This window comes from Lactobacillus sp. ESL1191 (assembly GCF_058504435.1).
The window spans coordinates 262,206-287,288 of sequence record NZ_CP196365.1 but is presented as its reverse complement, the minus strand read 5'-3'; the positions used below and the strand labels follow the sequence as shown (position 1 = coordinate 287,288).

The following is a 25,083-nucleotide window of genomic DNA, read 5'->3' as shown; positions in this document are numbered from 1 at the left end:
AACCTTTTTTAGTTAAACTGTTCAAGCCATCCGGGCAAAAGGGCAATCAACTTAGCAATTGCCCGGCCGCGGTGGGACAAACTGTTTTTTTCGGCCAATGTCATTTGCGCAAAAGTTTTACCTTTTTCTGGAACATAAAATAAAGGATCGTAGCCAAAGCCATCCTCACCGCGCGGGGCAACTAGAATCTGGCCTAGGCACTGGCCGGTCACCACCAAGTCACGCTCAAACGCACCTGGCATGGAAACTACCATCGTCGTATTGAAGCTGGCAGTTCGCTGCTCGGCTGGTACTCCACCTAATTCGGCCAACAATTTGGCATTGTTCTTGCGGTCATTGTGCTCTTCACCCGCAAATCGAGCAGAGCGCACTCCGGGAGCCCCATCAAGCGCATCAACCATTAGCCCAGAGTCATCCGCAATCGTCAGCATCTGACTAAAATCGGCTAAAGCGTGGGCTTTCAGCTTGGCGTTAGCTTCAAAGCTGCGCCCATATTCCTCCACTAAGGGCGGATTAACCAAATCAGCATTGGTTTTTACTTTTGCCTTAATTCCACCACGGGTGAAGGCCTGGGTCACTTCCCTAACCTTGCACTGGTTCGTTGTCGCAAATAAAATTTCCACCGTGCTACTCCTTTTACCGTTGCTGGGCCACAAAGTCAGGCTCATGCAAAATCCGTCGCCCCAGTTGGTCAACCAAGTGGCTGGCTTTGGTCGTATAATATTCATGCTGGCCTAGACCCGGTCTACCACTTAGTAGCTGCTTGCGCTGCATTAGTTCATAAGCCGTTTGAGCAACTTGGGCAGCCGGATCAACTACTTGTACACCTGGGCCCACATAATTCACAAATTTGTCCTGCACAATTGGATAATGCGTACAACCCAAAACTAGAGTATCAAACGCTTGAGTTTGAATCGGTAATAGTGTTGCGGCGATCGATCGCTCAATACTAGCCTGGTCTGCATTTTTTTCAATTAGCGGCACCAACTGGGGGGCCGCTAATTCGGTTACTTCGACCTGAGGATCTCGCCTGGTAAGTTCTTGGCGGTAAGCATGCTCTTTCACCGTCATTGGCGTCGCCACCACCGCAACCCGCTTATTCTGGCTTACCTTTAGTGCAGTTTGCGCACCGGCCTGAACGACGCCAATAAGAGGCAACGTAACCTGTTTTTGAATTTCCGGCAAAGCTACTGCAGTAGCTGTATTGCAGGCAAAAATAATTAACTTGACGTTTTTACTTAATAAAAACTTAACACTTTCCCCGGTTAGGTCGGTGATTTCATTTTCTGACTTGTTACCATAAGGAATATGGGCATTGTCACCGACAAATACGGTTGATTCATGCGGCATTTGGGCAATAACTTGTTTAACTACGGTTAAACCGCCAACACCTGAATCAAAAAGACCAATTGGTCGATTATCCATCATCCAAATCTCCTTAAAAACTTTTTCCTTCCATTAATTTTACGGTAAAATAAAGAAAAATAAAAGGGATGAATTCTTTATGCAAGACAGTAACCAGCAAAATGAACACGTGTATTTTGTCAATCAATTATACCGTGACTTTTTATTACCAACCATTTTGGGCCAAGACAATGATGAAATTCTTTATTGGGCGGGTAAACGCGTGGCTCAAAAATATGCTCTCGCTTCATTTGAAGATATCGCCAGCTTTTTTGCGACAGCGGAATTTGGCACATTAACCCAAGTTAAGGAACACCGTGCTGAATTTGTTTTTGAACTAAGTGGACAAAACGTGGCGGACCGCTTAAATAGTAATTGTAATGAGTTCTCACTTGAAGCGGGCATTATTGCTGCAGCGCTCCAGGTGGAAACTAACCGGATTACCGAGTGCGAGATCAAGGTAGACCAGCGTAAGCAGAAAGTCCGAATAACGGCCCAGCTTGATTGATTTTCGATCAATAAGTATATTAATTGAATTTTACGCCATTCTTGCAATATGATTAGAGTAAGAATGGAGGAAGTAAAATGCTAAAAGAATTCAAGAAATTTATTCAACGGGGTAATGTGATCGATTTGGCAGTCGGGGTAATTATTGGTGGCGCCTTTACCAATATAGTTAATTCGATGGTCAAAAATCTGATCAATCCACTGTTCGGCTTGTTTATTGGCCGTATCGACCTCTCAAACTTAGTTCTCAAGATTGGCGGTGCAACCTTTAAGTATGGTGAGTTCATCAACGCCATCATCAACTTTTTAATTATTGCCCTGATTGTCTTCTTACTCGTTAAGGCCGTCAACCAGCTTACTAAGCAAAATGAAAAACCAGCAAAACCGGCAGGTCCAACCTCCGCAGACTACTTGAAAGAGATTCGTGATCTCCTACAAGAAAAAACTAAATAAAAAAAAGCTCCCCTGCTTGCAGGGGGCTTTTTAGTTTAATCAGTATATTGACTAAGAATCTGATCCAATTTAGGCTTGGGCGTGTAACCAGTAATGCGGTCAACGATTTCGCCATTTTTCTGGATGACTAAAGTTGGAATAGCCATAATACCTAGCGAACTAGGAATTTCCTTGTTCTGATCAACATCCATCTTAGTGAACTTAACATCCTGACGTTCCTCAGCCAGTTGGTCAACAACCGGTGACTGCATCTTGCACGGACCACACCAAGTTGCCCAAAAATCGGTTAAAACGACGCCATCTTTAGTTTCACTCTCAAAGTTCTGATCTGTAAGTTCCTCAACCATGAATATACCTCCTGCAAAAAAATAAGAATCTTTTATTGATAACTTTATTATAACAAGCAAACTTACTTTTTACAAGTGAGCAGTTTCTACCGCAAATGCACAATGGTTGCACCATTGCCACCCTCGTTAGCTGGCGCATAATTATAACTAGCGACATGACTGTTGGCAGCTAAATACTGCCAGACTCCTGTTCTAATCGCCCCTGTACCAATACCATGGATAATCGTAACCACATCAAGACCAGCCAGCAAAACAGTGTCGAGATAGCGGTCAAGATTGGTCATGGCCTCCTCATACCGCTGACCGCGTAAGTCGAGCTCGCTTTTGGCACTACTGCGCCGGTTTGCGCTTACTGCCCGCACTGGTTTTGACTGCTTTACGGCCTTGTTGACCACCTTTTCGACATCACGATCGCTGACCTTAACCTTGATGATGCCCATTTGAACCTCATATTGATGGTCAGACAACTTCTTAGTAATACTGCCATTCTGCCCGTATGACAATACTTTAACCTGATCGCCCACTTGCACGTGGTGACGTCGCTTTTCACGCTGCAAAACCTTGTTATGGGCTAGGTGTTCATTTTGCCGCTCTAACTGATTCAACTCCCCTTTGGCAGCAATAAGTTCATTTTCTTTAACATTGCCTTTTTGCTGCTCAAGTTGCGCAATGATTTTTTCTGCTTTTTTGCGACTTTTAGCCACTACTTCATTGGCCCGTTCTTGGGCAAACTCCAACTGTTTTTGCACTCTTTGGTTATACCAATCCAACGCCTGCGTTAATTTTTGCTCTAAGTTGCGACTACGGTCAAGACTTGCTTGTAAATGATTACGTGCGTCAGTTGCCGACTTGGTCTGCTTAGTTAATTGCACAATCATCTGATTGATGTCAAAATTTTCATCCGACATCAAGCCCTCAGCGCCCTTGACCACATCTTCTCGCATACCTAGCCTACGGGCAATTGCAAAAGCGTTACTGTGCCCTGGAATCCCGATCTGTAAGCGGTAGGTCGGTGACAATGTCTTGAGGTCAAATTCCATTGAGGCATTCGTTGCCCTGGTGCGATTGTAGCCGTATAACTTTAATTCTGGATAGTGCGTTGTCACAATAATCTTGGCCCGCTTCTTCCGTAAGAAGTCAAGAATACTGATGGCCAGACTAGCTCCCTCTTCCGGATCAGTCCCGGCACCAATTTCATCAATCAAAACTAGCGTCTGATCATCAACCTTTTTCATAATATCGATAATGCTATTAATATGAGAGGAAAAAGTACTCAGTGACTGCTCAATAGATTGTTCATCACCAATATCGGCACAGATTTCTTTAAAAACGCCCGCCTTACTGCCTTCTGCTACTGGAATAAAGAGACCTGACTGCACCATCAATTGCAACAGACCGACCGTTTTAAGGGTAATGGTCTTACCACCAGTATTGGGACCTGTAATCAGAATAGTGTCAAAGTCTTTACCCAGACTAATATCATTGGCCACAACTTGATCTTCTGCTAATAAAGGATGCCGCGCCTGCATGAACTGCAGCGAAAAATCAGTCGTCAACTTAGGTTCCGTTGCCTTCATCGTTTCTGCCAGGCGCGCTTTGGCCTGCAAAAAATCCAATTTTCCTAAAGCGGCAGCAATTATATCTAAAGTATCAACTTCCTCGCGCGCTTGGTTTGAGAGTTGGTGTAAAATACGCTGTATCTCTCTACGCTCTTCTGCCAGTAAGTTTTGTTGGTGGTTATTTAGGTTGACTACTGCACTGGGTTCAACGAAAAGCGTCTGTCCACTGGCACTTTGGTCGTGCACGACCCCACCAAACTTGCCCCGATATTCTTGCTTTACTGGGATAACATAGCGCTCATCACGGATAGTCACGATTTGCTCAGACAGGTATTTACTACTGCCCCTGACATAATCATCCATGCGTTTTTTGATTTCTTCATCATTGTACTTTAGGTCGCGGCGCAAACGTGTCAAGTCACTCGACGCCGTATCGAGTACCTCACCGTCAAAGTCTAGCGACTTTTTAAGTGCCTGCCGCAGCTCCACTGGAACCGTTAAATCGGTCAAAATATCGGCAATCGAGGAGAGGTCCAGCTCTTCCTCCGCAAAATCGCTTAAAAAGTCATTAACCTCACTGGCCAAAGTCAGCACAAGTAGCACATTGCCCAGCTCTTTGGCATTTAGATCAGCCTTAATGCGTAGTCTTTTGGTGCTTGGTGCCACATCGGCAAAATTAGTTAATGGCAGCTGCCCCTTTATCCGTAGCAAGTTGGCACTAGTTAGTGTCTGCTTGAGGTCCCGACTTACTTGGTTAAAGTCGCTACTTGGCTGCAACTGATCAGCCTGCTGTTTTGCCGGTACAGTTATTGCCAATTGCCGCAGTTTAGCGGTAATCTTGGCAAATTCTAAAGTATCTAATATTTTTTTGTTCATGCTTCAATATTTTCTCTATTAATAAAAAAGGCTGGCTAAGCCAGTCCTTCTTTTTATTCACCACTTAACTGGTCATCATCCAAAAAAGTATTAAGTACTCCTTGAACCATGTCCCATTCTTCCTCTGCTTCAATCTCGTGCAGATCGCTGCTAGACACATCACCTGCTTCATCGGTGTCGTAGCTAAAGGCTAGAATCTCAACTTCATCACCTTCACTAACTGCTGCCGGATAAAGCAAGATATAGGACTTGTCATAGTCATCCGAATGAAATGTAAATAAAATTTCGTATAATTCTTCGTTGCCCTTGTCATCAACTAGGGTAATTTGACGGTCATCACCGTGTACTTCTTGTGTCATGTTATTCCTTTCGCTTGAGGTCCAAATAATTCTGCAATATTAAAACCGCCGCCATTTGGTCAATCATTTCTTTGCGCTCGCGGCGATTATGCATCCCCGCTTCTTCAACCAGCAAGCGGCGTGACTCAACTGTGGTCAGGCGCTCATCCAAATAATCAACCGGAAGACCAAACTTTTGGGTCAGACGCTCGCCATATGCCTTACTCCGGGCAACAGCTGCTCCAGCAGAACCATCCATGTTTTTCGGTAAACCTAAAACAAAGCCATCAGCATCATACTTCCGCACAATTTTCTTTAGTGGCCGCATGCCAAAGTTATACCGCTGTTCGTCAATCGCAATCGTTTCTACCTTTTGAGCAGTTATGCCTAATTCATCGCTAACTGCAACGCCAACTGTCTTTGATCCAACGTCTAGTCCTAGCAGCCGCATTACTTGTCCTTACCAAGATAGCTCTTCACAAGTTCCTCGATAATTTCATCACGTTCATGCTTCAAAATTAAATTGCGCGCATCGTTGTGCCGTGGAATATAAGCTGGATCACCAGACAATAAGTAGCCGACAATCTGATTAATTGGATTATAACCCTTTTCTTCAAGGGCATTATAGACATCTTGAAGAGTGTCATAAACATTTTTGTTTTTATTTTCGTTAAACTCAAAATGCATCGTCTTATCTAGCGAACTCATAATTATTCCTCCTAGCACAATTTTACTTGAAAATCAGCCTAAACTCAATCAATTAATTTGCACTAAGCGCTGTGACCACCGCTGTAATTGCCGCTGTAATACCTTCTGGCTTTTTACCACCGGCTTGAGCCAGATCCGGCCTACCACCGCCGCCACCACCGAAAAGAGGGGCAACTTGCTTAATCAAATCACCGGCCTTTAGCCCTTGGTCGCGGGCTTTTTGGCCCAAGCCAATAATCATATTAGCCTTACCGTCTTTTGCAGCAGCTAAGACTAGAACATCAGACTTGGCCGCACTCTTCCAGGTATCAGCGAGGTCACGTAGGTCATTCATTCCATTGACATCAACCTTTTGCGCAATAACTGACAGTGAACCAACCTGTTTAACGTCATCAAAAATTGACCCGGCCTTAATTTGGTTAACTTGCCGGTTTAGCTCTTCTACATGCTTTTGACTATCATGCAGGTCTTTTTCAAGACTGTCAACCTTGTCTATGATGTCTTCCGGCTTAGTTGACTTAACTTCAGCTTGAATCTGATCGAGCAAATCGGAGCGGCTTGCTAGGTAATCATATGCTTTTTGGGATACGACAGCTTCAATCCTTCTGAGTCCGGCACCAATGGCTGATTCGGAGGTAATTTTAAAAATTCCAATTTGGTTAGTGTTACTGCAGTGGGTCCCGCCACAAAATTCGGTAGAAAAGTCACTAATTTCAACTACCCGTACTTGATCACCATACTTACCGTCAAATAAGGCTAAGGCACCCATTTTTTTACCATTTTCAGGATCAGTGATGGTTGTTTTGACTTCAATCGCTGACCAGATTTTTTGATTAACTAGCTCTTCCACTGACTTTAATTCCTGGTCCGTCATTGGCTCAATTGCTGTAAAATCAAAGCGCAAAAAGTCCGGTTCCACCAAACTACCAGCTTGGTGGGTGTGTTCACCCAAAACGCTGCGCAAAGCCGCGTGCAAAAGGTGCGTCGCCGTATGGGAATGCCGCAGGCCTTCACGGCGCTTACGATCAATCTTAAGGACATATTCTGCGCCCTTGTTTAGCGGCAAAACAACATCAACAAAGTGCATATTCTGGTCTTGCGGAGCATGTTGAACGTCGGTTACCTTAGCCACTAACTCACCAGCTTGGTTAAAAATGTCACCATGGTCGGCAACCTGCCCCCCGCGTTCAGCGTAAAATGGTGTCTTATCAAATATTAGGGTAGCCTGCTCGCCTTCTGCTTGGTCGACCAATTGGTCATCAACAATAATGTCAACCAGACGCGCATGCTTTTCTCCATATACACCATATTCAAACTCGGACTTATCCTTTAGGTTCATTAGGGTTTCATCCTGTACCCCCATTGACTGCAGATTACCGCGAGCTTCACGCGCCCGCTTCTTCTGGGCCTTCATTTCAGCGTCAAATTCTGCTTTGTTAATCTTCAGACCAGCATCCTGAGCCGTTTCAAAAGTTAATTCATAAGGAAAACCATAGGTATCAAATAACTTGAAGGCATCTTTACCAGCAATGGTCTGATCACCCGTCTGCTGCGCTTGAGCAATCAACTCGTCCAACAGGTTTAAACCAGAAGCAAGCGTTAGCTGGAACCGTTCTTCTTCGTTTTTAATGACCTTGGCAATGAAGTCTTGTTGCTCAGTTACTTCCGGGTAGTGACTCGCCATAATCTGACCGACTATCGGCACTAACTTGTACAAGAAGGACCCGGTGATGCCCAGTCGTTGGCCATTAAGGTCGCCGCGCCGAATTAACCGCCGCAGGACGTAGCCGCGCCCAGTGTTAGACGGAAGCGCCCCATCAGCAATTGCAAAGCTGACCGTGCGCACATGGTCAGCAATAATCTTAAAGGCGACGGTATCAGCCCCATTTGCACCGTACTGCTTACCTGAAGTCATTTTTTCAGTTTCATGGATAAGCGGCATAAACAAGTCAGTTTCAAAGTTAGTTGGTGCATCTTGTAAAATTGACAGAACACGTTCAAGTCCCATCCCGGTATCAATATTTTTATGGGGCTGGTCAACATACTTGCCGTTAGCCAAATGGTTATATTGTGAAAAGACAATATTCCAAATTTCTAGGTAGCGGGCATTTTCTCCACCAGGGAAATTTTCCGGATCATCTTCGGCCACATCGTTGTTTTCTTGGCCCCGATCATAAAAAATCTCGGAGTCAGGACCACAAGGACCCTCTCCAATATCCCAAAAATTTTCTTCTAGTTTGACAATATGGTCTTCCGGCATCCCAACTTCCAACCAAATTTGATAGGTCTCGGTATCCTTCGGATAAACCGTGCAGTATAACTTCTCTTTGTCCAAAGCAAGCCACTTGGGACTGGTCAAAAATTCCCAAGCCCAAGTTACCGCTTCTTTTTTAAAGTAATCACCAACTGAGAAGTTGCCGAGCATTTCAAAAAAGGTCTGGTGACGAGCGGTCTTACCAACATTTTCGATATCGTTAGTTCTAATTGATTTCTGCGAACTAGTAATGCGGTGATTTTTCGGGACAACCGATCCGTCAAAATACTTCTTCATTGTCGCTACACCCGAGTTAATCCAGAGGAGCGTCGGGTCATCCTGCGGAATTAGCGATTGGCTGGGTAGCACCATGTGGTCATGTTCCTTGAAGAAGTCCAAAAATAGTTGTCTAAATTCGGAACTGGTCAATTTCTTCATTAATATTTCTCCTTTTTTGCCAAAATAAAAAACACCATTGCCATACTTAAGGACGCTTCAAAACGCGGTACCACCTCAATTGCAACAGTGTTTGTTACCTCTTAATTAACATTCATTTTAACCCTCAAGGAGCATCTTTTAAACCGTCATAGACCTTTCTCAGCGCACGATCCTCTCTGTGAACTAACAATTTAAAAAACATGTCTTAAGTTAACAGCTATTTTACTACATGCACAATCTTTGTCAATCTTTTGTTGCAGTCAGCTGCATCCGCTTTTTTACTAGCGTAAAATCCCCTTGAAAGTCCTTAACGCAATTTTTTACCAAAACGCTTTTGCTGCTTGCTGCAGTGATAGCCGCGTTGTTCATAAAAGTGACGTGCGCCGGTCCGTTCTGCACCTGAATTCAACCTAACTTCATTAAGTCCAGCTCGTCTGGCACGCTCTTCCACTGCCTGCATCAGTTGACTGCCAATGCCTTGCTGCTGACGCTGACTAGCAACTGCTAAAGCCAGAACATTAAGCATCGGCTCAAAGTAAGTCTCCTCATATAATTCGGCATGCACGTATCCGGCAACTTGAGCGTTTGCATCATCCTCGTAAACCAGCAACAGATGATGTTGGTCGTCTACTAGTAACCGCTCCAAGTTGGTAGTTGTTTGCGCCAAAGGGTAGTCGTAGCCCAGTTGTGTTTGATTAAGTTGCCAGATAGCAGCATCGCTCACTCTTGCTTTTCTAATCATCGTTGCTTACCTGCTCTTTCATTCACATCAGCCTTATCTTTACCAAAAACCTACTCTACTTATAATATATCTAATATATCAAGAAATCCGTCTTCAAATTTCTGGAGACTCCTTAACTACGGTAAAAACTGTCAAAAATCGTTACCGGCAGGTGCCGCTTATGTTCACTCTTTCGCCACAGCGCTTCAATCTTTTCGGCAGCGGCTACCGGTACTTCCCGCCCCTCCAAATAATTGTCCACGTCTTCATAACTAACCCCTAAAGCTTCTTCGTCTGGCAGGGCCGGTTGGTCTTCTTCAAGGTCCGCCGTCGGGGCCTTCAAGTAGAGTTGTTCAGGACAACCCAATGCCTTGAGCATTTGCTTACCCTGCCGCTTATCCAACCGAAAGAGCGGCGTTAGGTCAGCCGCTCCATCGCCATACTTTGTATAAAAACCCGAAAAGTTTTCGGCAGCATGGTCTGTGCCGACAACAGCCCCTTGGTTAGCACCAGCGATGGCATACTGAACCACCATCCGTTGCCGGGCCTTAAGGTTGCCCTTGTTAAAGTCAGTGATTACTTGACCTGCCGCAGTCAGACTAGTAACCATCGTATCGACTGCTGGTTTAATGTTAACAATCAGATCTTGATCAGGTTGCTGAAAGGCAATCGCAGCGGCCGCATCTTGGGCATCGCCTTGAACTCCATAAGGCAGGCGAACCGCAATAAATTGGTAGGACTGATCACCAGTTGCTTGACGCATTTCCGTAATCGCCAGCTGGCATAACTTACCCGTCAGCGTTGAATCTTGACCACCTGAAATGCCCAGCACATAGGATTTCAAAAATCGATTCGCGCGCAAATAATCCTTTAAAAAATCAATTGACCGCCTAATTTCTTTTTGAGCATCAATTTGCGGCAAAACATGCTCGTAGGCAATAATTTTTGCTTGTAGTGGTCTCATTACATTGCATCTCCTTTGATAATTTTACTCCGAATGTCTTGAATCTGGTTCATCTTACTGTCGTAGAGGTCTTGAGCTAGGTCAACGGGATATTCTTGCGGATTCAGGCTACGTTTGTACTCATCCCAAAGACCATCCAGATTGGCCGCACAGAACTTTTTGATATCGCCTAACTGTGGTTTTTCGTAAATTAACTGACCATTTTCAAAGATTGGCTTAAGCAGGGGTTCCGCCGTATAGTCGGTAACCACCTTGTTGATGTAGTTATATTGTGGGTGAAACATGTACAGTGACTTGAACTTACGGGGGTCAACTCCAGCACGCGCAATCCAGTCACCTTCATTCTTCTTTTGCGTATTAGCAGAAATCCGCCAGACTTGCTTTTTCCCGGGCGTAGAAACCTTCACAGCATTCGAAGAAATCTTCAAGGTATCCCGCATCCGGCCTTGGTCATCCTCAATCGAAACCAACTTGTAAACCGCGCCCAGCGCAGGTTGATCGTAAGCTGTAATATACTTTGTACCAATCCCCCAAACGTCAATTTTGGCTCCCTGCATCTTCAAGCTGGTAATGGTAGTTTCATCTAAATCATTGGAAGCGTAAATCTTAGCTGCTGGGAAACCCGCATTGTCTAGTTCGCGGCGCACTTGTTTAGAAATGTAGGCCATGTCACCGGAATCGATGCGGACACCCTGAAAATTGATCTTGTCACCCATCTCCTGGGCAACTCGAATTGCATTCGGCACGCCACTTCGAACCGTATCATAAGTATCGACTAAAAAAACGCAGTCCCGATGAGTTTCAGCATATGCTTTAAAGGCCTCGTACTCACTCCCAAAGGCTTCAACCAAAGAGTGAGCATGTGTACCAGAAACCGGAATGCCGAACAGCTTACCCGCACGCACATTACTGGTCGAATCAAAGCCGCCAATATAAGCTGCTCTGGTTCCCCAAAGGGCCGCATCGGCCTCTTGAGCCCGTCTCGTCCCGAATTCCATGACACCGTCACCCTGAACGGCCAATTTGACCCGAGCAGCCTTAGTGGCTAAGAGCGTTTGAAAGTTAACAATGTTTAGCAGTGCAGTTTCAACCAGCTGACACTGGGCTAATGGTCCTTCAACCTGAAGAAGGGGCTCATTAGCAAAGACGATCTCACCCTCGCGCATTGATTGCACGGTTAACTTCATTTCAAAGTGGCGCAAGTAGTCAATGAAGTCATCATCATAACCGACTGCCTGACGCAGGTATTCAAGGTCGCTCTTTTTAAAATGAAGATTTTGCAGATACAAAATCGCATGCTCCAAGCCGGCAAAAACTGAGTACCCATTGCCAAAGGGTTCCTGCCGGTAATAAGCTTCAAAAACAGCATTGCGCTCGGCAATGCCTTTTTTGAAGTAGGTATACATCATATTGATTTGGTATAAGTCCGTGTGCAAGGTCAACGAGTCGTCTTGCCCTAATTCTTGATAAAACATCTGATCCTCTTTATCCACTTAAATATTTTTTGTTTTATTATAACCACTGGCAACCAGTTAAACAATTTTGCTAGCCCGCCAAAAGTTCCTGATAAACTCGCACGATGCTAGCCAGCTGCTGCTGCAATGAAAAATGATGAGCAACATAGTCTTTTTCCCGCGCGGCCATTTTTTTCAAATCTGCGGTTGGTCTATTTAGCGCACTTTTTAGCGTAGCAGTAAGCTCCCCAACATCGCCCACCGGGGTAACAAAACCATGCTCTGAATCGGGGATCATCATTTCGATATCACCAACGGTGGTCGCTAAAAGTGGCAGTAGGTGGTCGCTAGCTTCAAGTAGTACCAGCGGAAAACTTTCTGAATAAGAGGTCAAAACGGCCAGGTCCATCTGCCGATACAAGTCGGTAAGCTGCGGCTGCGTTAAGAACCCTTGAAAGCTTACCTGGGGCCCTAGACCCAGTTGCTGAACCAGATCCTTTAAGTGGGGCAATTGCGGGCCATCTCCTGCAATATACAGGTGAACGCTGGCGTAATCTAACTTTTTGAGCGCTTGCAGCAGCAATTCCTGTCCCTTGATCTTTTCTGCCCGAGCAACATTCACCAAGTTAAAACCAGGATGAGCAATCTTAGCCGGAATTTCGCTATTTTCATGAAAAAAAGTGCCGTTATAGATTACATGAACCTTCTTGGGCACAACGCCAACCTTGTCTGTAACCAAGTTGGCAAATCTCTTGGTGACTACAAATACACAGTCAGCGCGCCGGAGGGCACGCAGGTTGGCAAAAGTAAAAGCGCGGCCAGCCACTCCCCGCCCCTCAAAATCCAAGTAGGGATCAGAATGGACGGTAACACACCACTGGGCCCTAAGCTTGCGCTTGATTAACGCCAAAAACAAGTTGGCGCGCGCACCGTGGCTATGCACGATTTCGTAACCATTTTGATTAACGAAGTCACTGAGCTGCCTCAGGCTACTTAAAGCATAGCGACTTGTTATCCCCAGCACCCGCACTCGCAGACCAGCTGCGCGTGCAGCATCAGCAACAGGACCAGCAGCTAAGCACAGGAGCGTGAAGTCTTCCTGCTCTTTTTTAGCTTCTTTAAGTAAGTTAATAATGTGGGTCAACCCGCCGCCCGTTTCTAAGCCTGCATTGACATGTAAAACCTTCATACTTTATCTCTTCCCTGTTCTTGAATGGTACACTTCAAGCACAAATTGCGGTAAAACCAGCATCCGCTTGAAACGACGCGGATTTTTTAGCAAGCGGTAAAGCCACTCCAAATGCAGCTTCTGCCAAAATTGCGGGGCCCGCTTGACCTTTCCTGAAAAAACATCAAAGCTACCGCCAACCCCCATCATTAAAGCGGCTAGTCGGTCCCTACGCAGGAGGGTCAATAGTTGCTCCTGACGCGGTGAACCTAGGGCTGCAAAAACCAGGTCTGGCTGTTTTTGCTTAATCTGATAGGCGATAATTTCTAAATCGTCATCAAAATACCCATCTTCTGCTCCCACCAAGTCAATACCGCCATACTCACGACCAATTCGCTCCTGCACGGCAGCCAGCACTTCTGGTTTGGCGCCAACTAAATAAATTCGCAACTTCCGTTCATTTGCCACTTTAAGTAACCAGACAAACAAGTCATAACCTGTAACGCGTTCTTTTAGCGGTGTGCCAAGAATCTTGCCTGCCTTGATAATACCAATACCATCAGGGGTAATATAGTCCGCCGCCCGCCGCAAAATTTTCATAAATTCAGGGTTTTCATTCGCTGTCATTACGATTTCGGGATTTGCAGTTACAACCAAAGTTGATTGATGTGAGTCAATGCGGTTGCTAAATTCAGTTTGAAATTGCTTAAAACTTTTATTATCAAAATCAACACCCAAAACATTTACTTTATCCATGACAATCACCTTTGCGTTTAATTTACTTTATTTTAGCAAACAATTAGGCTCTAGGGCACATGTTTAACCTTTTTCTATAATATGATAATATTAGCAAAACACGAGGGAGATCATAAAATGAAAAAAGTTATCACTTATGGAACATTTGACTTATTGCATTATGGCCATGTACGCCTGCTAAAACGGGCCAAGGAGCTAGGTGACTATCTTATCGTTGGTCTTTCAACTGATCAGTTCAATGAACTCCAAAAACACAAAGAAGCATATAATACTTATGCTGAACGCAAGTATATCCTTGAAGCTATCCGCTACGTTGATGAAGTTATTCCCGAACAGAATTGGGACCAAAAAGCCACCGATATCCAGAAATATGGCATCGATGCCTTTGTGATGGGGGACGACTGGCGGGGCCAGTTCGACTTTTTAAAGCCTGCTTGTGAGGTGGTCTACCTGGCACGCACCCCCGGCATTTCCACTAGTAAAATTAAAGATGACCTTAAATAAAAACTCTGAACTAACACCACACTAGTTCAGAGTTTTTGTTTTATTTCGAAAAAGTAAATTCAAAGCGATCAGCCACATAGCTAGCCCGCGTATATTCAAACGGCTCCCCCGTAGACAGCTCCGTAACTTGCAGGCGCGTAATTAAGGCCTCACCCTTTTTCGCATCAAGTAGACGAGCGGCATTTTCCGTTGCAACAGCAGCTGAAATATGCTCGGTTACCCGCCCAATCTGGTAACCGTTCTGCTCAAGGGTCTGGTACAAGTGGGCCGATATCTCGGCCTTTGACAATTTTTCAATTAAGCGGTGTGGAATGCTGACTACCTCATAACAAATCGGTACATCATCCGCATAACGAATTCGTTCCATGCGCAGGACTTCCTGGTCGTCATCGAGGTTGAGCCGCTCGGTCTCCGACAGGGAAGGCTTACCTACCCGGTAAGAAATCAGCTTGCTGGAGGGTGCTTGACCATTGGCGTGGGTGATTTCAGTAAAAGACATAATTCCCGACATCTTTTCCTGCACCTTTTGGTTGGCCACATAAGTGCCACTTCCCAACCGTTGCTCTAAAATCCCTTCATCTTCTAGCGTTTTAATTGCCTGCCGCAGAGTCATGCGTGAAACCCCAAACTTCTGCGCAAGCTGCCGCTCAGCCGGTATTCTGCTGCCGACGCGGTATACATGGTCTTCAATTTCACGTTTAATCTGGTTATGAATTTTGATGTACATGGGTTCTTTCATTAAAGGCACCTCCGCTTATGTCTTCAATTATAATCCAAATTGGTCTATTTTGTACAGCTTTAAAGCGAACTGCTTTAAGGGCTATTTTTTTCTAGTGGTCCATTTCATCCCCAGAAGACTGAGTTTAGCTTTGTGGCTGCATTCAACCGTAATCGAGTCATCACTAGTAGCAAGGACACTGGCCTGCATCCAAGCAGCGTTTTTCATGGCTAGATCAGCCCCGTTAGAATTGAGGATTAAATCATGTCCAACCAGATGAGCCCGGTCACTTAACGCCAAAAAGTATTGATATTCGTTTCCACCATTAAAGGTAACTCGACGAGCGTCGCATTCTGCCTCGTTTTGAAAGTCGGCATGATTTTCGATAACCGCATTAGCCATGGTCAGTTTAGTGCGCTCAACGGCAATCAGCCGGTTAATTTGACTATTCTGGATAATCACATGAGGTTGCTTATCTAAATAAACCCCGCCCTTAAAGTCAGAGCCAACAATATTGACCCAAGCCTCATCCGTAATGTATGTACTAGCGTCATCAGCTAGTAAAACCTTGCTGTTAAGCATGTTTAACCAAACCTGCCCTTGAACTAAGAGGGAATTTACTACCGCATTATTAAGATTGACCTCAGCATTGCACTTTTTAAAGGTATCAATACTACCGTTAATACGCGAGTTATTGATAATCGCAGTACCATGCCCTTCTATTGCCAAAGCTCCGAACTGCTCAGAAATATTATCAATGGCTGAATCATTCATTTCCAAACGAAAATTGGCATTGGCAAACAGCGAAACCGAACCATTTAAAATCATGGTTGAAAAAAGCTCCAGCGTGATTTTGCCATTAGCAGCAATCACTGCAGTATCACCGCCAAAGCCCTTAACCACACAATTACGCAAAGTAAGATAAGTATTAGCCTCAGTCGGCACAAAGAGACTGTTAGCATCTTCATTAGTATTAATGCAGAGATTTTCTAGATTGACAAATTGACTACCAGCGTCAACGTTAACACTGCCCAAAATCGTCGTATCTTCAGGTAAATTTCCAGTACCCTTAATCGTAATGTCAGCTAAGTAGCGTCCCTGCGGTAGTTCATAAAAACCGGGTTCTAAGAACAAGACATCGTCAGCCTGCATGTCCTTGAGAGCATCATGCCAGTTTATTTCTCCGCCACCAGCACCAACTTTAATTAGTCTCGCCATAAAATTCCTTTCTTACTCGAGGAGTAAACTAGCTACTATTGTACTATCTTTTTGACTTTAGCGGAAATTACGGATTTTAGATTATTTAAGTTCAAGTCCCGCCCCAAGACAAGCAAGTAAAAAGGCAACTACTCTAGCTGCCTTGATTTTATAATTTAATTGGGTTAGCTGGATTCGAACCAGCGCATACTAGTACCAAAAACTAGTGCCTTACCGCTTGGCTATAACCCAGTGATAATGGAGGAGGGTGGATTCGAACCGCCGAACTCAGAGAGAGCGGTTTTACAGACCGCCGCGTTTAGCCACTTCGCTACTCCTCCGTCATGCACGATAATTATCTTACCGAAAAACGTGCATGATTGCAAGCCTTAATTAGCTGATTATTGCTTAATTTCCCGCATATATTGCTCAAGTCGCCGCAAGCCCTCTTTGATCTGTGGCATTGAAACCGCATAGGAGAAACGGACATAACCAGCTCCCCCCTTGTCAAAGCAAGACCCGGCTGTAACTGCCACGCGCGCTTGGTCGACTAAGTCATAAATAAATTTAGTATCATCCTGCTCCAAGTGAGCTGGAATTTTAGCAAATAAGTAAAATGCCCCTTGCGGCTTGACGCATTTAAAGCCCAGCTTCATTAAACCTTCATACAATACATCGCGCCGTTTCTTAAATTCAGCCTTCATTGGTACAGCATCATCCATCCCATTAGCAAACGCTTCTTCAGCCGCATCTTGCATTGGGGTTGGTTCGGTCGTCACGACCGCCTGGTGCACTTTCGCAATCTCGAGCAAAATATCTTTGGGCGCACAAACAATTCCTATTCGATAACCAGTCATTGCCCAAGCCTTAGACACGCCGTTCATCAGGATTACCTGGTCATGCAGTGACTTCTCCATCGAAGCATGGGGCTGGTCATAGTTGAGCTCACTGTATATTTCATCACACAAGGCAAAAATTGGCTTGTTTCTGATAACAGCGGCTAAGTCATCAAGTTCCTTTTGACTGTACATTACTCCAGTTGGATTAGTGGGATAGTTCATCACTAGCATCCGCACCCGGTCACCATATTGATCAAGCACTTCCTGCAACTGTTCAGGTGTCAGCTTGAACTGGGTGTTCGAAGTATCCACTTCAACAACTTCCACACCTTCATTAATGACACTTTCATCTGACATATAGAGCGAAAACATTGGGGTTGGAACAACCATCACATCGCCATGATTCAGCGTAGCCATGACCGTATCAAAGATTGACTCTGTAACCCCGGTAGTGACTAAAACCTCAGTAGCCGGATCATACTCTTGACCATATTTATGACGTAAAAAGTTGCTAACTGCAGTCCTTAAGCCCATTGTTCCATTAGACGGAGCATAGTGGGAACGGTTGTCTGCGATTGACTGCTTAGCAGCTTCCTTAATGTGGTCGGGCGTATTAAAATCGGGTTCCCCCAAAGTGAATTTAACCACATCGGGGATTTTACCAGCATAATCCGCAAATTTTAGAATCGGATTCGGTTCGACCTCGGCTAAGCCTTTACGCATATATTTTTTAAGATCAACCATCTTTTCACCAAACTTTCTGTATATCTACTTAGGTAAATTATATTATCATTAGACCGATTTTAACATACTTATTTATTTTTTATTTATTTATTTTTAAAACTTGCCCTGCTCTTGTACTTCATTGCGTAACTGGGTCATAAGCGGAAAATCATTAGTAAAAATACCAGCAATCCGCTGCTGAAAATACTTTTTGGCGGTTTGCGGATCATCCACTGTCCACACGCGTTGAATAATCTCTTCTTGGGCACTCAGTAATTTCCCCGGATGAATACCGGCAAAGTCATTGTCCTTAATTAATTTGGCTGAATTGGTAATGTCCGCATCAGTCAGATAACAATAAATTTGGCTGGCATCAACTTCCTGACAATTTTTTAAAGTGACATAGTCAAAGGAGGAATAAATAATGGGGTAGACAAAGTTGTACCGCTCCGCCAGTTTCAGGACAATTTTTTCGATGCCCTGATAGTGCACAATACTGGTTTTAAATTCCAAATTAATCATAATATCCCGTTCATTAAGAAGCTTAAATACTTCTTCAAGTTCAGGAATAGGCTCACCATTAGTCAGGTGCAAGCGCTGTAATGCCTTTAGGGTGAAGTCTTTAATATAGCCTGTGCCGTCGGTCGTGCGGTCAACCCGTTCATCATGCATTACCACTGGTACTTCATCCTTGGTCAGATGAACATCAAATTCGACCCCTTCCGCGCCGTTTTCAATGGCATAACGGAAGCCCTCAAGGGAATTTTCAGCGAACTTAGCTGGGTACCCGCGATGGCCGAACACGACTGTCTTTGCTTGAACGCCATTCATTGTTTTAATTGTGAAACCTCTATCAAATTCTACTTGTCTAACAGCAAATTACAGCAAATTATAGAGGCTATCTTAACCCTATTTAGACAATTTGAAAATACCCCCAAACTCCTAAAGACAACTTTTTGCTTGTATCACACCACTTTTAAAAAATAAAAAAGCAGTTCTTGAAACAGAACTGCTTTTTTCGGGTTGGGTGTTCGTAAGAACAATTGGGTTAGCTGGATTCGAACCAGCGCATACTAGTACCAAAAACTAGTGCCTTACCGCTTGGCTATAACCCAATTCCAGCTGAGCTTTTACTTGTTTGCTCAACTTCAAATAGTATAAAAAATTTCCTACTTTAAGTCAAGCAAAAACCAAATTTTCTAGTCATAAGTTGAGTTCATAGGCGTATCTAGCACCATCTGCAGTCTGGTCAACCCAAACCGTCCCGCGATATTGGAAACCCACCTGGCTAATTAGGGCTTGCATGCGTTGGTTATCTGCATGAGTATCAATTCTGAAATTATGAATTTCCAGTAGCAGACCACGTGAAAGTAAATTCGACAGGAAAAACTGACTAAGGTGTTGCCCACGATATTTACCAGAAATTGCTATGCGGTGGATTGTCGCATACTGGTCTGTTGTATTGTGCCAGGCGCCATCAATCCGGTCGTAATTTGGTTCAGGTCCCGCAACTAAGGCCGCAACCCCCGCTACAGCTTGATCAACCATCAAGCAATACGCTTGCTCCTGGACAATATCAGCTGCCAATATTGCGTGATTAGGGTTGCCATTTTGCCATTGCGGACTGCCGTCTTTTTTAACAACTCCTTGGCTTCATCAATAATCGCCATTATCCTAGTCAAATCACAGCCTTGAGCTAAACGAATATAAATTGCCATCTCTTTCACCTTCAAAAGTTATTATTATGGCTTAAAATCAACGTTATTCTGCTTATTTTTAACGATGTACGTAGGTACACTAATAAAGTGCAACGAACAGATATTATTGGTAGTCGAAATATTAAAACCAAAGTAGTTGTAATCGCCATCGTGCAACGTTCCCTGGGTATTGAACAAGTCACCAGCATGGCCCCACTCCTGGTAATAACTGCGGTCGCTTTGCTCTGACTCACTACTACCTGAGTAACCAAAAATCATCTGCTTCAAGCCGAAATATACTGACTTTTTCAACTCGGTCATGGTCATTGTTTGCTGTTGATTATAAAAACCTGCCATGTCCTCGACATAGTTGTCATCAAGTTTCAAGCCATTAGCTTGGCAAGCACGAACGATCCCCGCAACATAATGACCATCCTTAATCGTCATCTTATTCTGGGCATATTCAGTGGCAATATCAGCCGCCAGTTTCTGTGTGCCCGAACTTTCAACCCAAGCCCGTAAGCCCAAATCACTCCGAGCTTCATTAATTAAACGCAAAGCGAAAGTAGTCAAGGCACTCAACTGTTCTGTCGTAAGGTTGGCCAAATTAACCACGGTTTGGTTATCTTGCTTACTTTCTGCTAGCTTGCCGCGACTAAAGTTGTTGACCTTCATCCCCTGCATTGAAGCATTCACAAAGGCCTTGCTCGGTTTACTCTGATATGCCTGCAACAAGTCGGTTTTGTTGTATCCCCGCGGTAATTTCATTGTGGCCTGAGCATATTTCACTGGCTGCTTTTTTACCACCTTAACATCTTTGGCCAAAATCCACTGAGAATTGTTACCAATCTTGTAGGCAGTGCGCTTTTTCTGCCCAATCTTTTTCTTACGACTGTATGAATATTGACGTTTTGCCACCGCGTAAAATCGAGACCGCTTGCCCGACCCTTGGTACAGTTGTGCTTTACCCTTTGTTTTTACTTTAACGTAGCCTTTAATGCTGGCAGCGGATACTGGTTCAGCTTCCCCGACAGTAAGTGCGGTAATAGTTACCAACAAAATAATATTAACTAAGACAACCGTAAATTTACTTTTTTTCATTGAACTTCCTCAAGAGTAATGCTTTCCAACTGGCTCTTTTTGGTTATAATTTTAAAACTAATTACTAGTTAATGCTATCTTATCTCTCTAAAAAATAAAAGTATTTTAACAATTAAGTTATTATTATCTGGTAATTACTGCGACGCCAATTTAAAAATAAGGACAAGCCACTTAAAGGTGAAATTCATATCTGTCTGAAACGATATATTGTTTACCCGCATGAACAATCTGCTCATTCTCATCTTTCACGCTTACTTGTACTAAGAGTAGGGGGAAGCCAATTGATTTTTTCAATTGCTTAGCTTCATCCTGGTTCGCTAAAGAAACTCTGATAATCATGTCATCAGCAGTTAATTTCTTTATTTGGTATCTTTTCTTCAAAGCTTCATAAAGTGATTTACTCAGGTCGGCTTTTTCTAGCTCGGCAAAGATCGGCTCTGGTAAAAAAACTTTCAAAATAGCTTTTGCCACTAGAGAAGAATCTGTTTTACTAAACGTAGATGAGGGGGATCCGCTAATGCAGATTAAGGATTTTGTTTATGATGAAAACAATTCTCCTTTATATCTTGCTCAACAAATTTTGCGCAGTGATAAATTTACCTACGCGATCGACCACTAGTTAAAAACAAAAAGAAGACATTAGCTAAGTTCTAATGTCTTCTTTGATTTATTAAGCTTAAAATGTAATTTACTCTTTAGTTAGCAACTCGTAATTAGTACCAACCATTTGCTTCCCAAAATTGTTTAGCGGCTGTCCACGAACCATAACGACCCTTTACATAGCTATCAGCTACCCGTTCTTGGTTCGCAGCAGAATAATCGCCGTTTAGGTAAGAGGCTGTAAGCTGATATTTTCCGATGTACTGGCCATTTTGCGCACTGTATGAGCCACCCGATTCACGATTAGCAATCCAATCCTTTGCACTTGACTCTGAACCTGAAGTAGCCGGAACAGAAACAGAGGTCGAACTATAAGTTTGGTTACTAATAGTATAGTTACCATTAGCACCATTATCTTCTGTGGCGTATTCACTAGTTGTCACTGCTGGAGCAGGGGCTTCATTAGCTGGGTAATAACCTTTGTTAACATACTCAGCCCTTACCCATTGATTTTTACCTAAATCATACCACTTTTGACCTTTTTTATCGTAAGCGGTTTTGATAACTTTCCAAGAAGAATTACTTGGTAAAACTTGCCCGGTAGCTTTAGTTTGCTTGTAACTATCCCAAACCCGAATACCGTTACCGTCAACGTAGTTAACAGTCACCACAGCAGTATCATTTTTAACTATTTTGGCATGCTTCTTGCTCGCCTTATGGTCGCTATGGTCGCTTTTAACTGTAGCCGCTTGAACTTTGCTCGTTTGGGCGTTGTTAACAACCGCAATCCCTGATGCAGAGACTGCTGCTATTGCCGCTTTCCCTAAAATGGATTTTACCTTCAAAAGATTATCTCCTTAAATAAAAAACCTGAATTTGATCAAACTAAAGATAGAAAAACTATCCTTTAACTTGATTATCTATATACTACATTCTTAAAATTACAGTAAGATCACTCAAGCTTTAAGAATAAATTACTTAATCTAAAATAATTGACATAATTGTAATATATCGTTTTCATCCATTTTAATTGCTTTTTTGTTTTTTGGCAAGTCTTTTTGTAATATTAGTATTAGATCATAGTTTGTTAGTGCATGATAATCTAGCAACAATAAAGTATGACTCGATTTTTTTCGCTAATCGGGAGCAAAAAGTGCTATAGTAAAACTAAGTTTTTTAGAAAGGATGAGTAAAATGACTAAATATCAAGTTGAATTGAACGAACAGGATTGGCAAATGATTAAGGATTGCCATTCTAAAAATCCTTCTATCCTGGCAGCCATGGACCATGCCCAAAAAATCGCCGATTAACTAGTTGCCTTCCGCTTCTTCCATGAGGGAGCTTTTTATTTGCGTAAATTTTGACTTTTTGGATAACAGTGTTATCATAGTTTTCAGATAACACTGTTATCTAAAGGAGGAACTATCACGTATACAACTGATCAACAACTTATTCAAAAGGCAATTACCGTAATTGATCAACAGGGCTATCACAACCTATCCCTGCGTAAATTAACCAAAGACATTGGTCTAACTACTGGGGCATTTTACCAGCACTTTGCCAGCAAAGAGGAGTTTTTTCAAAAGGCGACCGCAAAATTATCACAGGAGTTTATTGGTCACTTACCTTCTAGCAATAATTCGGCCGAAGAACAACTTTTAGTTATTGCCGATTATTTTGTTGAACAAGTGCAAGAACATCCTAATATTATGGAATTCCTATTTTTTAATGATGAGGCAGTCGCTTCACTGAAGAAGCCTAATCCTACTTACCCTTTTTTAGCCAAAGTCAACCAATTGATCAAGCAGGTCGATTACAAGTCAGACATCAGTAACCATAGCTTCTTAATTCAAATCTGGTCATTTATCCAGGGCTACTGCTTCTTAATTAAAAACAAGGTAACCACCTATGATCACCAGTTAGTACAAATGACCCTAACTCAAATGATGAAGGAAATAAAATGAACACTTTAATAATCTACTGCCATCCTTACGAAAAAAGTTTTAATCACGCTGTTTTGACTGCGGTCAAAACAAATTTACAAAAACAAAACCAGCAATATCAGGTGATCGACTTATACGCAGACCACTTCAATCCAGTCTATGATAAGGAAGAATTGCGCCTGTTTCACAGCGGCGGCACCCATGATCCACTGGTCAAAAAGTACCTCCAGCTTTTGCAAAATGCTACTACCGTGATTTTCATTACTCCCTTGTGGTGGAACAGCATTCCAGGCATGCTGAAGGGCTTTATTGACAAGGTAATGAAAGAAGGTGAAGGCCTGTCACATACAGTTTCTAAAACCGGCATTCACGGTGAACTGACTAACATTAAGCACACCTATGTGCTAACCACTTCAACTTCACCCAAATTTTATCTTAGACTTTTTAATGGTAGTGCAATCAAGCGTATCTTTATCAATCAAACACTAAAACAGTTAGGAATGAAGGATCGTCATTGGCTCCACTTTGGAGGCATCACCATGTCAAAACCGCCCCGACGCGAAAAATATTTGCACCATCTTACAAGTTATCACTTTAAGTGCTCATAATGTAATATTCAAGTTACTCAGTTCTTAATACTTAATAGGAGAATCATTAATTAAATGGCCAGACCACAATTCTCACGTCAATTAAGCGTGCATGAGTTTCAACAATATTACTGGTACAAGACCGAATTGGTGGCAAGTCCGCGATTCTGACCAAGCTAAAAATACTGGTCAAGCTTGATAATTAAAAATGAGCAACTCTTACTGCCATACCATACAATGAAATTTCACCTTAAATACAACCAAAGGCCTCAAAGCATACATGCTTTGAGGCCTTTTGATAATGTTGGAGAATATTTTTTGGACTTGTGTCTCGTTTTTATCGTCAATATAATTCAGCAAGCAGTGCATGAACTTAATCCTAATCTTTGCCAGCGAATAATAGTCTATATTCTTCAACATACTAATTGTTGACAGCAATTTATGCGCTGGTTTCGGATCCTTCTTTATTAAAGCAAATACCAGATTGAGCAAACCATTTATAATATAGGGGTACCAGTCGTTAGCAGAGAGATTCTCGTCTTTAATAAACAAGGTCAAGTCTTCAGTGTAAGAACTTACATCAGCAGGTTCAAACAATAAGGCCGTATTTACGAAGAAAAAATACTTTCAAAACTCCAATAGTTATTCTCTGCAACTATTTTTGAAAAATACAATTTTAACTTAAGTTGTGCTATCTCGGGAAACAAATTTTCTGCAGTCAAGTCTTGAAAATAATTGCAGGCTATTGCAGCTTTAAATAAATTAGCCTTATCTTGGGGATCCAGCTGATAATTTGCGGCTGCTTTAACAGCATGTTCCTTTAAAATAGCTACTTCATTGCTATCGTGAACTTGGGTAACGGTTTGAACGATTGAATCTAAATCTGGAAAAATATTTTTTTGGATAAATTCGATTGGTTGAATATTATTTTCCACCAGCAAACTTAAGACCTGCTCAAAGGATAAACTTCCTTGACCAGTTTCCCAACGCGCAAGTCCTGATTTAGAGACTATCCCTGCAGCTGCTTCAACTATGCTTAAGCCCTTTTGCCTTCTGATTTGACGAAATTTTGGTCCGTAGCTTTCTTGGTGCATCAAAAAACTCCATTTTTTCATTTAGCTAAAGTGGTTTTTAACTTGGCCGCCTAGCTCAATCTAAAGTTACCAATAACTGCCCACAAGAAAAATCCTGTCAACTCAAACTTGAAATGACAGGCTTTGATTTTA

Annotated in this window: 29 protein-coding genes, 3 tRNA genes and 1 pseudogene; 7 read left to right on the top strand and 26 right to left on the bottom strand. The window is 43.0% G+C overall.

Annotation, left to right across the window (positions count from 1 at the left end):
* Window positions 1-8: 8 nt before the first annotated feature.
* Entirely contained in the window at window positions 9-668 is a 660-nt protein-coding gene (locus ACSYSN_RS01550) for an XTP/dITP diphosphatase (protein WP_491712502.1), read from the bottom strand.
* A complete protein-coding gene (gene murI, locus ACSYSN_RS01545; protein ID WP_491712879.1) occupies window positions 637-1,425 on the bottom strand; it encodes a glutamate racemase in 789 nt (262 codons plus the stop codon). The genes ACSYSN_RS01550 and murI overlap by 32 nt, the downstream gene beginning before the upstream one ends.
* 79 nt (window positions 1,426-1,504) lie before the next feature.
* On the opposite strand from murI, the gene ACSYSN_RS01540 reads away from it, so the two are divergent.
* Together ACSYSN_RS01540 and mscL are read left to right on the top strand one after the other, a co-directional pair.
* Window positions 1,505-1,912 carry a YslB family protein gene (locus ACSYSN_RS01540; RefSeq protein ID WP_491712501.1) on the top strand — a complete coding sequence of 136 codons (408 nt, stop codon included), beginning with the start codon at window positions 1,505-1,507 and terminating at the stop codon, window positions 1,910-1,912.
* 77 nt (window positions 1,913-1,989) lie between these two features.
* Window positions 1,990-2,364 carry a large-conductance mechanosensitive channel protein MscL gene (gene mscL, locus ACSYSN_RS01535; RefSeq protein ID WP_491712500.1) on the top strand — a complete coding sequence of 125 codons (375 nt, stop codon included), beginning with the start codon at window positions 1,990-1,992 and terminating at the stop codon, window positions 2,362-2,364.
* A 35-nt stretch (window positions 2,365-2,399) separates the two neighbouring features.
* Here mscL and trxA read toward each other — a convergent pair whose 3' ends face one another.
* From trxA to ACSYSN_RS01480, 11 genes are all read right to left on the bottom strand, one after another.
* The gene (gene trxA, locus ACSYSN_RS01530; RefSeq protein WP_317637804.1) at window positions 2,400-2,711 is read right to left on the bottom strand and encodes a thioredoxin; all 312 of its coding nucleotides are present in this window, start codon (window positions 2,709-2,711) and stop codon (window positions 2,400-2,402) included.
* Between the two features lie 86 nt (window positions 2,712-2,797).
* Window positions 2,798-5,146, bottom strand: a complete 2,349-nt coding sequence (locus tag ACSYSN_RS01525) for an endonuclease MutS2 (protein ID WP_491712499.1) — start codon at window positions 5,144-5,146, stop codon at window positions 2,798-2,800.
* A gap of 53 nt (window positions 5,147-5,199) precedes the next feature.
* Window positions 5,200-5,505, bottom strand: coding sequence for a DUF1292 domain-containing protein (locus ACSYSN_RS01520; RefSeq protein ID WP_317637802.1), 306 nt, complete (start codon window positions 5,503-5,505; stop codon window positions 5,200-5,202).
* Between the two features lies 1 nt (window position 5,506).
* Window positions 5,507-5,935 (bottom strand): Holliday junction resolvase RuvX, encoded by a 429-nt coding sequence (gene ruvX, locus ACSYSN_RS01515; RefSeq protein ID WP_491712498.1) that lies wholly within the window; start codon window positions 5,933-5,935, stop codon window positions 5,507-5,509.
* Window positions 5,935-6,192, bottom strand: coding sequence for an IreB family regulatory phosphoprotein (locus tag ACSYSN_RS01510; protein WP_317637800.1), 258 nt, complete (start codon window positions 6,190-6,192; stop codon window positions 5,935-5,937). The genes ruvX and ACSYSN_RS01510 overlap by 1 nt, the downstream gene beginning before the upstream one ends.
* A gap of 52 nt (window positions 6,193-6,244) precedes the next feature.
* Entirely contained in the window at window positions 6,245-8,884 is a 2,640-nt protein-coding gene (alaS, locus tag ACSYSN_RS01505; protein WP_491712497.1) for an alanine--tRNA ligase, read from the bottom strand.
* Between the two features lie 307 nt (window positions 8,885-9,191).
* Window positions 9,192-9,626, bottom strand: coding sequence for a GNAT family N-acetyltransferase (locus ACSYSN_RS01500; protein ID WP_491712496.1), 435 nt, complete (start codon window positions 9,624-9,626; stop codon window positions 9,192-9,194).
* Between the two features lie 112 nt (window positions 9,627-9,738).
* Window positions 9,739-10,569 carry an NAD(+) synthase gene (nadE, locus tag ACSYSN_RS01495; RefSeq protein WP_491712495.1) on the bottom strand — a complete coding sequence of 277 codons (831 nt, stop codon included), beginning with the start codon at window positions 10,567-10,569 and terminating at the stop codon, window positions 9,739-9,741.
* Entirely contained in the window at window positions 10,569-12,044 is a 1,476-nt protein-coding gene (locus ACSYSN_RS01490) for a nicotinate phosphoribosyltransferase (RefSeq protein ID WP_491712494.1), read from the bottom strand. Before ACSYSN_RS01490 ends, nadE begins: the two co-directional genes overlap by 1 nt.
* Before the next feature lie 70 nt (window positions 12,045-12,114).
* A complete protein-coding gene (locus ACSYSN_RS01485) occupies window positions 12,115-13,212 on the bottom strand; it encodes a glycosyltransferase (protein ID WP_491712493.1) in 1,098 nt (365 codons plus the stop codon).
* A gap of 3 nt (window positions 13,213-13,215) precedes the next feature.
* On the bottom strand, window positions 13,216-13,947 hold the full coding sequence (locus ACSYSN_RS01480) for a WecB/TagA/CpsF family glycosyltransferase (RefSeq protein ID WP_491712492.1): 732 nt from the start codon (window positions 13,945-13,947) through the stop codon (window positions 13,216-13,218).
* Between the two features lie 117 nt (window positions 13,948-14,064).
* Here ACSYSN_RS01480 and tagD point away from each other — a divergent pair, with 117 nt between their 5' ends.
* Window positions 14,065-14,451 carry a glycerol-3-phosphate cytidylyltransferase gene (tagD, locus tag ACSYSN_RS01475; RefSeq protein WP_317637793.1) on the top strand — a complete coding sequence of 129 codons (387 nt, stop codon included), beginning with the start codon at window positions 14,065-14,067 and terminating at the stop codon, window positions 14,449-14,451.
* 40 nt (window positions 14,452-14,491) lie between these two features.
* On the opposite strand, the gene ACSYSN_RS01470 is transcribed toward tagD, so the two are convergent.
* The 11 genes from ACSYSN_RS01470 to ACSYSN_RS01420 all read right to left on the bottom strand — a co-directional run bounded on the left by ACSYSN_RS01470 (window position 14,492) and on the right by ACSYSN_RS01420 (window position 21,197).
* A complete protein-coding gene (locus tag ACSYSN_RS01470) occupies window positions 14,492-15,190 on the bottom strand; it encodes a GntR family transcriptional regulator (RefSeq protein WP_317637792.1) in 699 nt (232 codons plus the stop codon).
* Window positions 15,191-15,271: 81 nt separating this feature from the next.
* Window positions 15,272-16,387, bottom strand: a complete 1,116-nt coding sequence (locus tag ACSYSN_RS01465) for a hypothetical protein (RefSeq protein ID WP_491712491.1) — start codon at window positions 16,385-16,387, stop codon at window positions 15,272-15,274.
* A 159-nt stretch (window positions 16,388-16,546) separates the two neighbouring features.
* Window positions 16,547-16,618 (bottom strand) — tRNA-Gln (locus ACSYSN_RS01460).
* Window positions 16,619-16,625: 7 nt separating this feature from the next.
* Window positions 16,626-16,707, bottom strand: a tRNA-Tyr gene (locus tag ACSYSN_RS01455).
* A 60-nt stretch (window positions 16,708-16,767) separates the two neighbouring features.
* A complete protein-coding gene (locus tag ACSYSN_RS01450; RefSeq protein ID WP_491712490.1) occupies window positions 16,768-17,949 on the bottom strand; it encodes an aminotransferase class I/II-fold pyridoxal phosphate-dependent enzyme in 1,182 nt (393 codons plus the stop codon).
* A gap of 93 nt (window positions 17,950-18,042) precedes the next feature.
* A complete protein-coding gene (locus ACSYSN_RS01445) occupies window positions 18,043-18,759 on the bottom strand; it encodes a glycerophosphodiester phosphodiesterase (RefSeq protein WP_491712489.1) in 717 nt (238 codons plus the stop codon).
* Between the two features lie 212 nt (window positions 18,760-18,971).
* Window positions 18,972-19,043, bottom strand: a tRNA-Gln gene (locus ACSYSN_RS01440).
* An 88-nt stretch (window positions 19,044-19,131) separates the two neighbouring features.
* Window positions 19,132-19,476 (bottom strand): GNAT family N-acetyltransferase, encoded by a 345-nt coding sequence (locus tag ACSYSN_RS01435; RefSeq protein ID WP_491712878.1) that lies wholly within the window; start codon window positions 19,474-19,476, stop codon window positions 19,132-19,134.
* Window positions 19,476-19,646, bottom strand: coding sequence for a hypothetical protein (locus ACSYSN_RS01430; RefSeq protein WP_491712488.1), 171 nt, complete (start codon window positions 19,644-19,646; stop codon window positions 19,476-19,478). The genes ACSYSN_RS01435 and ACSYSN_RS01430 overlap by 1 nt, the downstream gene beginning before the upstream one ends.
* Window positions 19,647-19,670: 24 nt before the next feature.
* Window positions 19,671-20,726 carry an SEC10/PgrA surface exclusion domain-containing protein gene (locus tag ACSYSN_RS01425; protein ID WP_491712487.1) on the bottom strand — a complete coding sequence of 352 codons (1,056 nt, stop codon included), beginning with the start codon at window positions 20,724-20,726 and terminating at the stop codon, window positions 19,671-19,673.
* Window positions 20,727-20,897: 171 nt separating this feature from the next.
* Complete coding sequence (locus ACSYSN_RS01420) at window positions 20,898-21,197, bottom strand: UTRA domain-containing protein (RefSeq protein WP_491712486.1); 300 nt, start codon at window positions 21,195-21,197, stop codon at window positions 20,898-20,900.
* Between ACSYSN_RS01420 and ACSYSN_RS01415 the strand changes: the two genes are divergently transcribed.
* On the top strand, window positions 21,157-21,345 hold the full coding sequence (locus ACSYSN_RS01415) for a UTRA domain-containing protein (protein WP_491712877.1): 189 nt from the start codon (window positions 21,157-21,159) through the stop codon (window positions 21,343-21,345). The genes ACSYSN_RS01420 and ACSYSN_RS01415 overlap by 41 nt on opposite strands.
* A 94-nt stretch (window positions 21,346-21,439) precedes the next feature.
* Here the strand turns inward: ACSYSN_RS01415 and apf are convergent, their stop codons facing one another.
* Window positions 21,440-22,171 carry an aggregation-promoting factor gene (apf, locus tag ACSYSN_RS01410; protein ID WP_491712485.1) on the bottom strand — a complete coding sequence of 244 codons (732 nt, stop codon included), beginning with the start codon at window positions 22,169-22,171 and terminating at the stop codon, window positions 21,440-21,442.
* Window positions 22,172-22,724: 553 nt separating this feature from the next.
* Here apf and ACSYSN_RS01405 point away from each other — a divergent pair.
* The 3 genes and pseudogenes from ACSYSN_RS01405 to ACSYSN_RS01395 all read left to right on the top strand — a co-directional run.
* Window positions 22,725-22,850, top strand: a pseudogene (locus tag ACSYSN_RS01405) (hypothetical protein); the annotation flags it as partial.
* A 186-nt stretch (window positions 22,851-23,036) separates the two neighbouring features.
* Window positions 23,037-23,291: a hypothetical protein gene (locus ACSYSN_RS01400; RefSeq protein ID WP_491712484.1), complete on the top strand. Its 255-nt coding sequence runs from the start codon at window positions 23,037-23,039 to the stop codon at window positions 23,289-23,291.
* A complete protein-coding gene (locus tag ACSYSN_RS01395; RefSeq protein WP_491712483.1) occupies window positions 23,288-23,878 on the top strand; it encodes an NAD(P)H-dependent oxidoreductase in 591 nt (196 codons plus the stop codon). Before ACSYSN_RS01400 ends, ACSYSN_RS01395 begins: the two co-directional genes overlap by 4 nt.
* 587 nt (window positions 23,879-24,465) lie before the next feature.
* On the opposite strand, the gene ACSYSN_RS01390 is transcribed toward ACSYSN_RS01395, so the two are convergent.
* Window positions 24,466-24,951, bottom strand: coding sequence for a helix-turn-helix domain-containing protein (locus ACSYSN_RS01390; RefSeq protein ID WP_491712482.1), 486 nt, complete (start codon window positions 24,949-24,951; stop codon window positions 24,466-24,468).
* Window positions 24,952-25,083 lie beyond the last annotated feature (132 nt).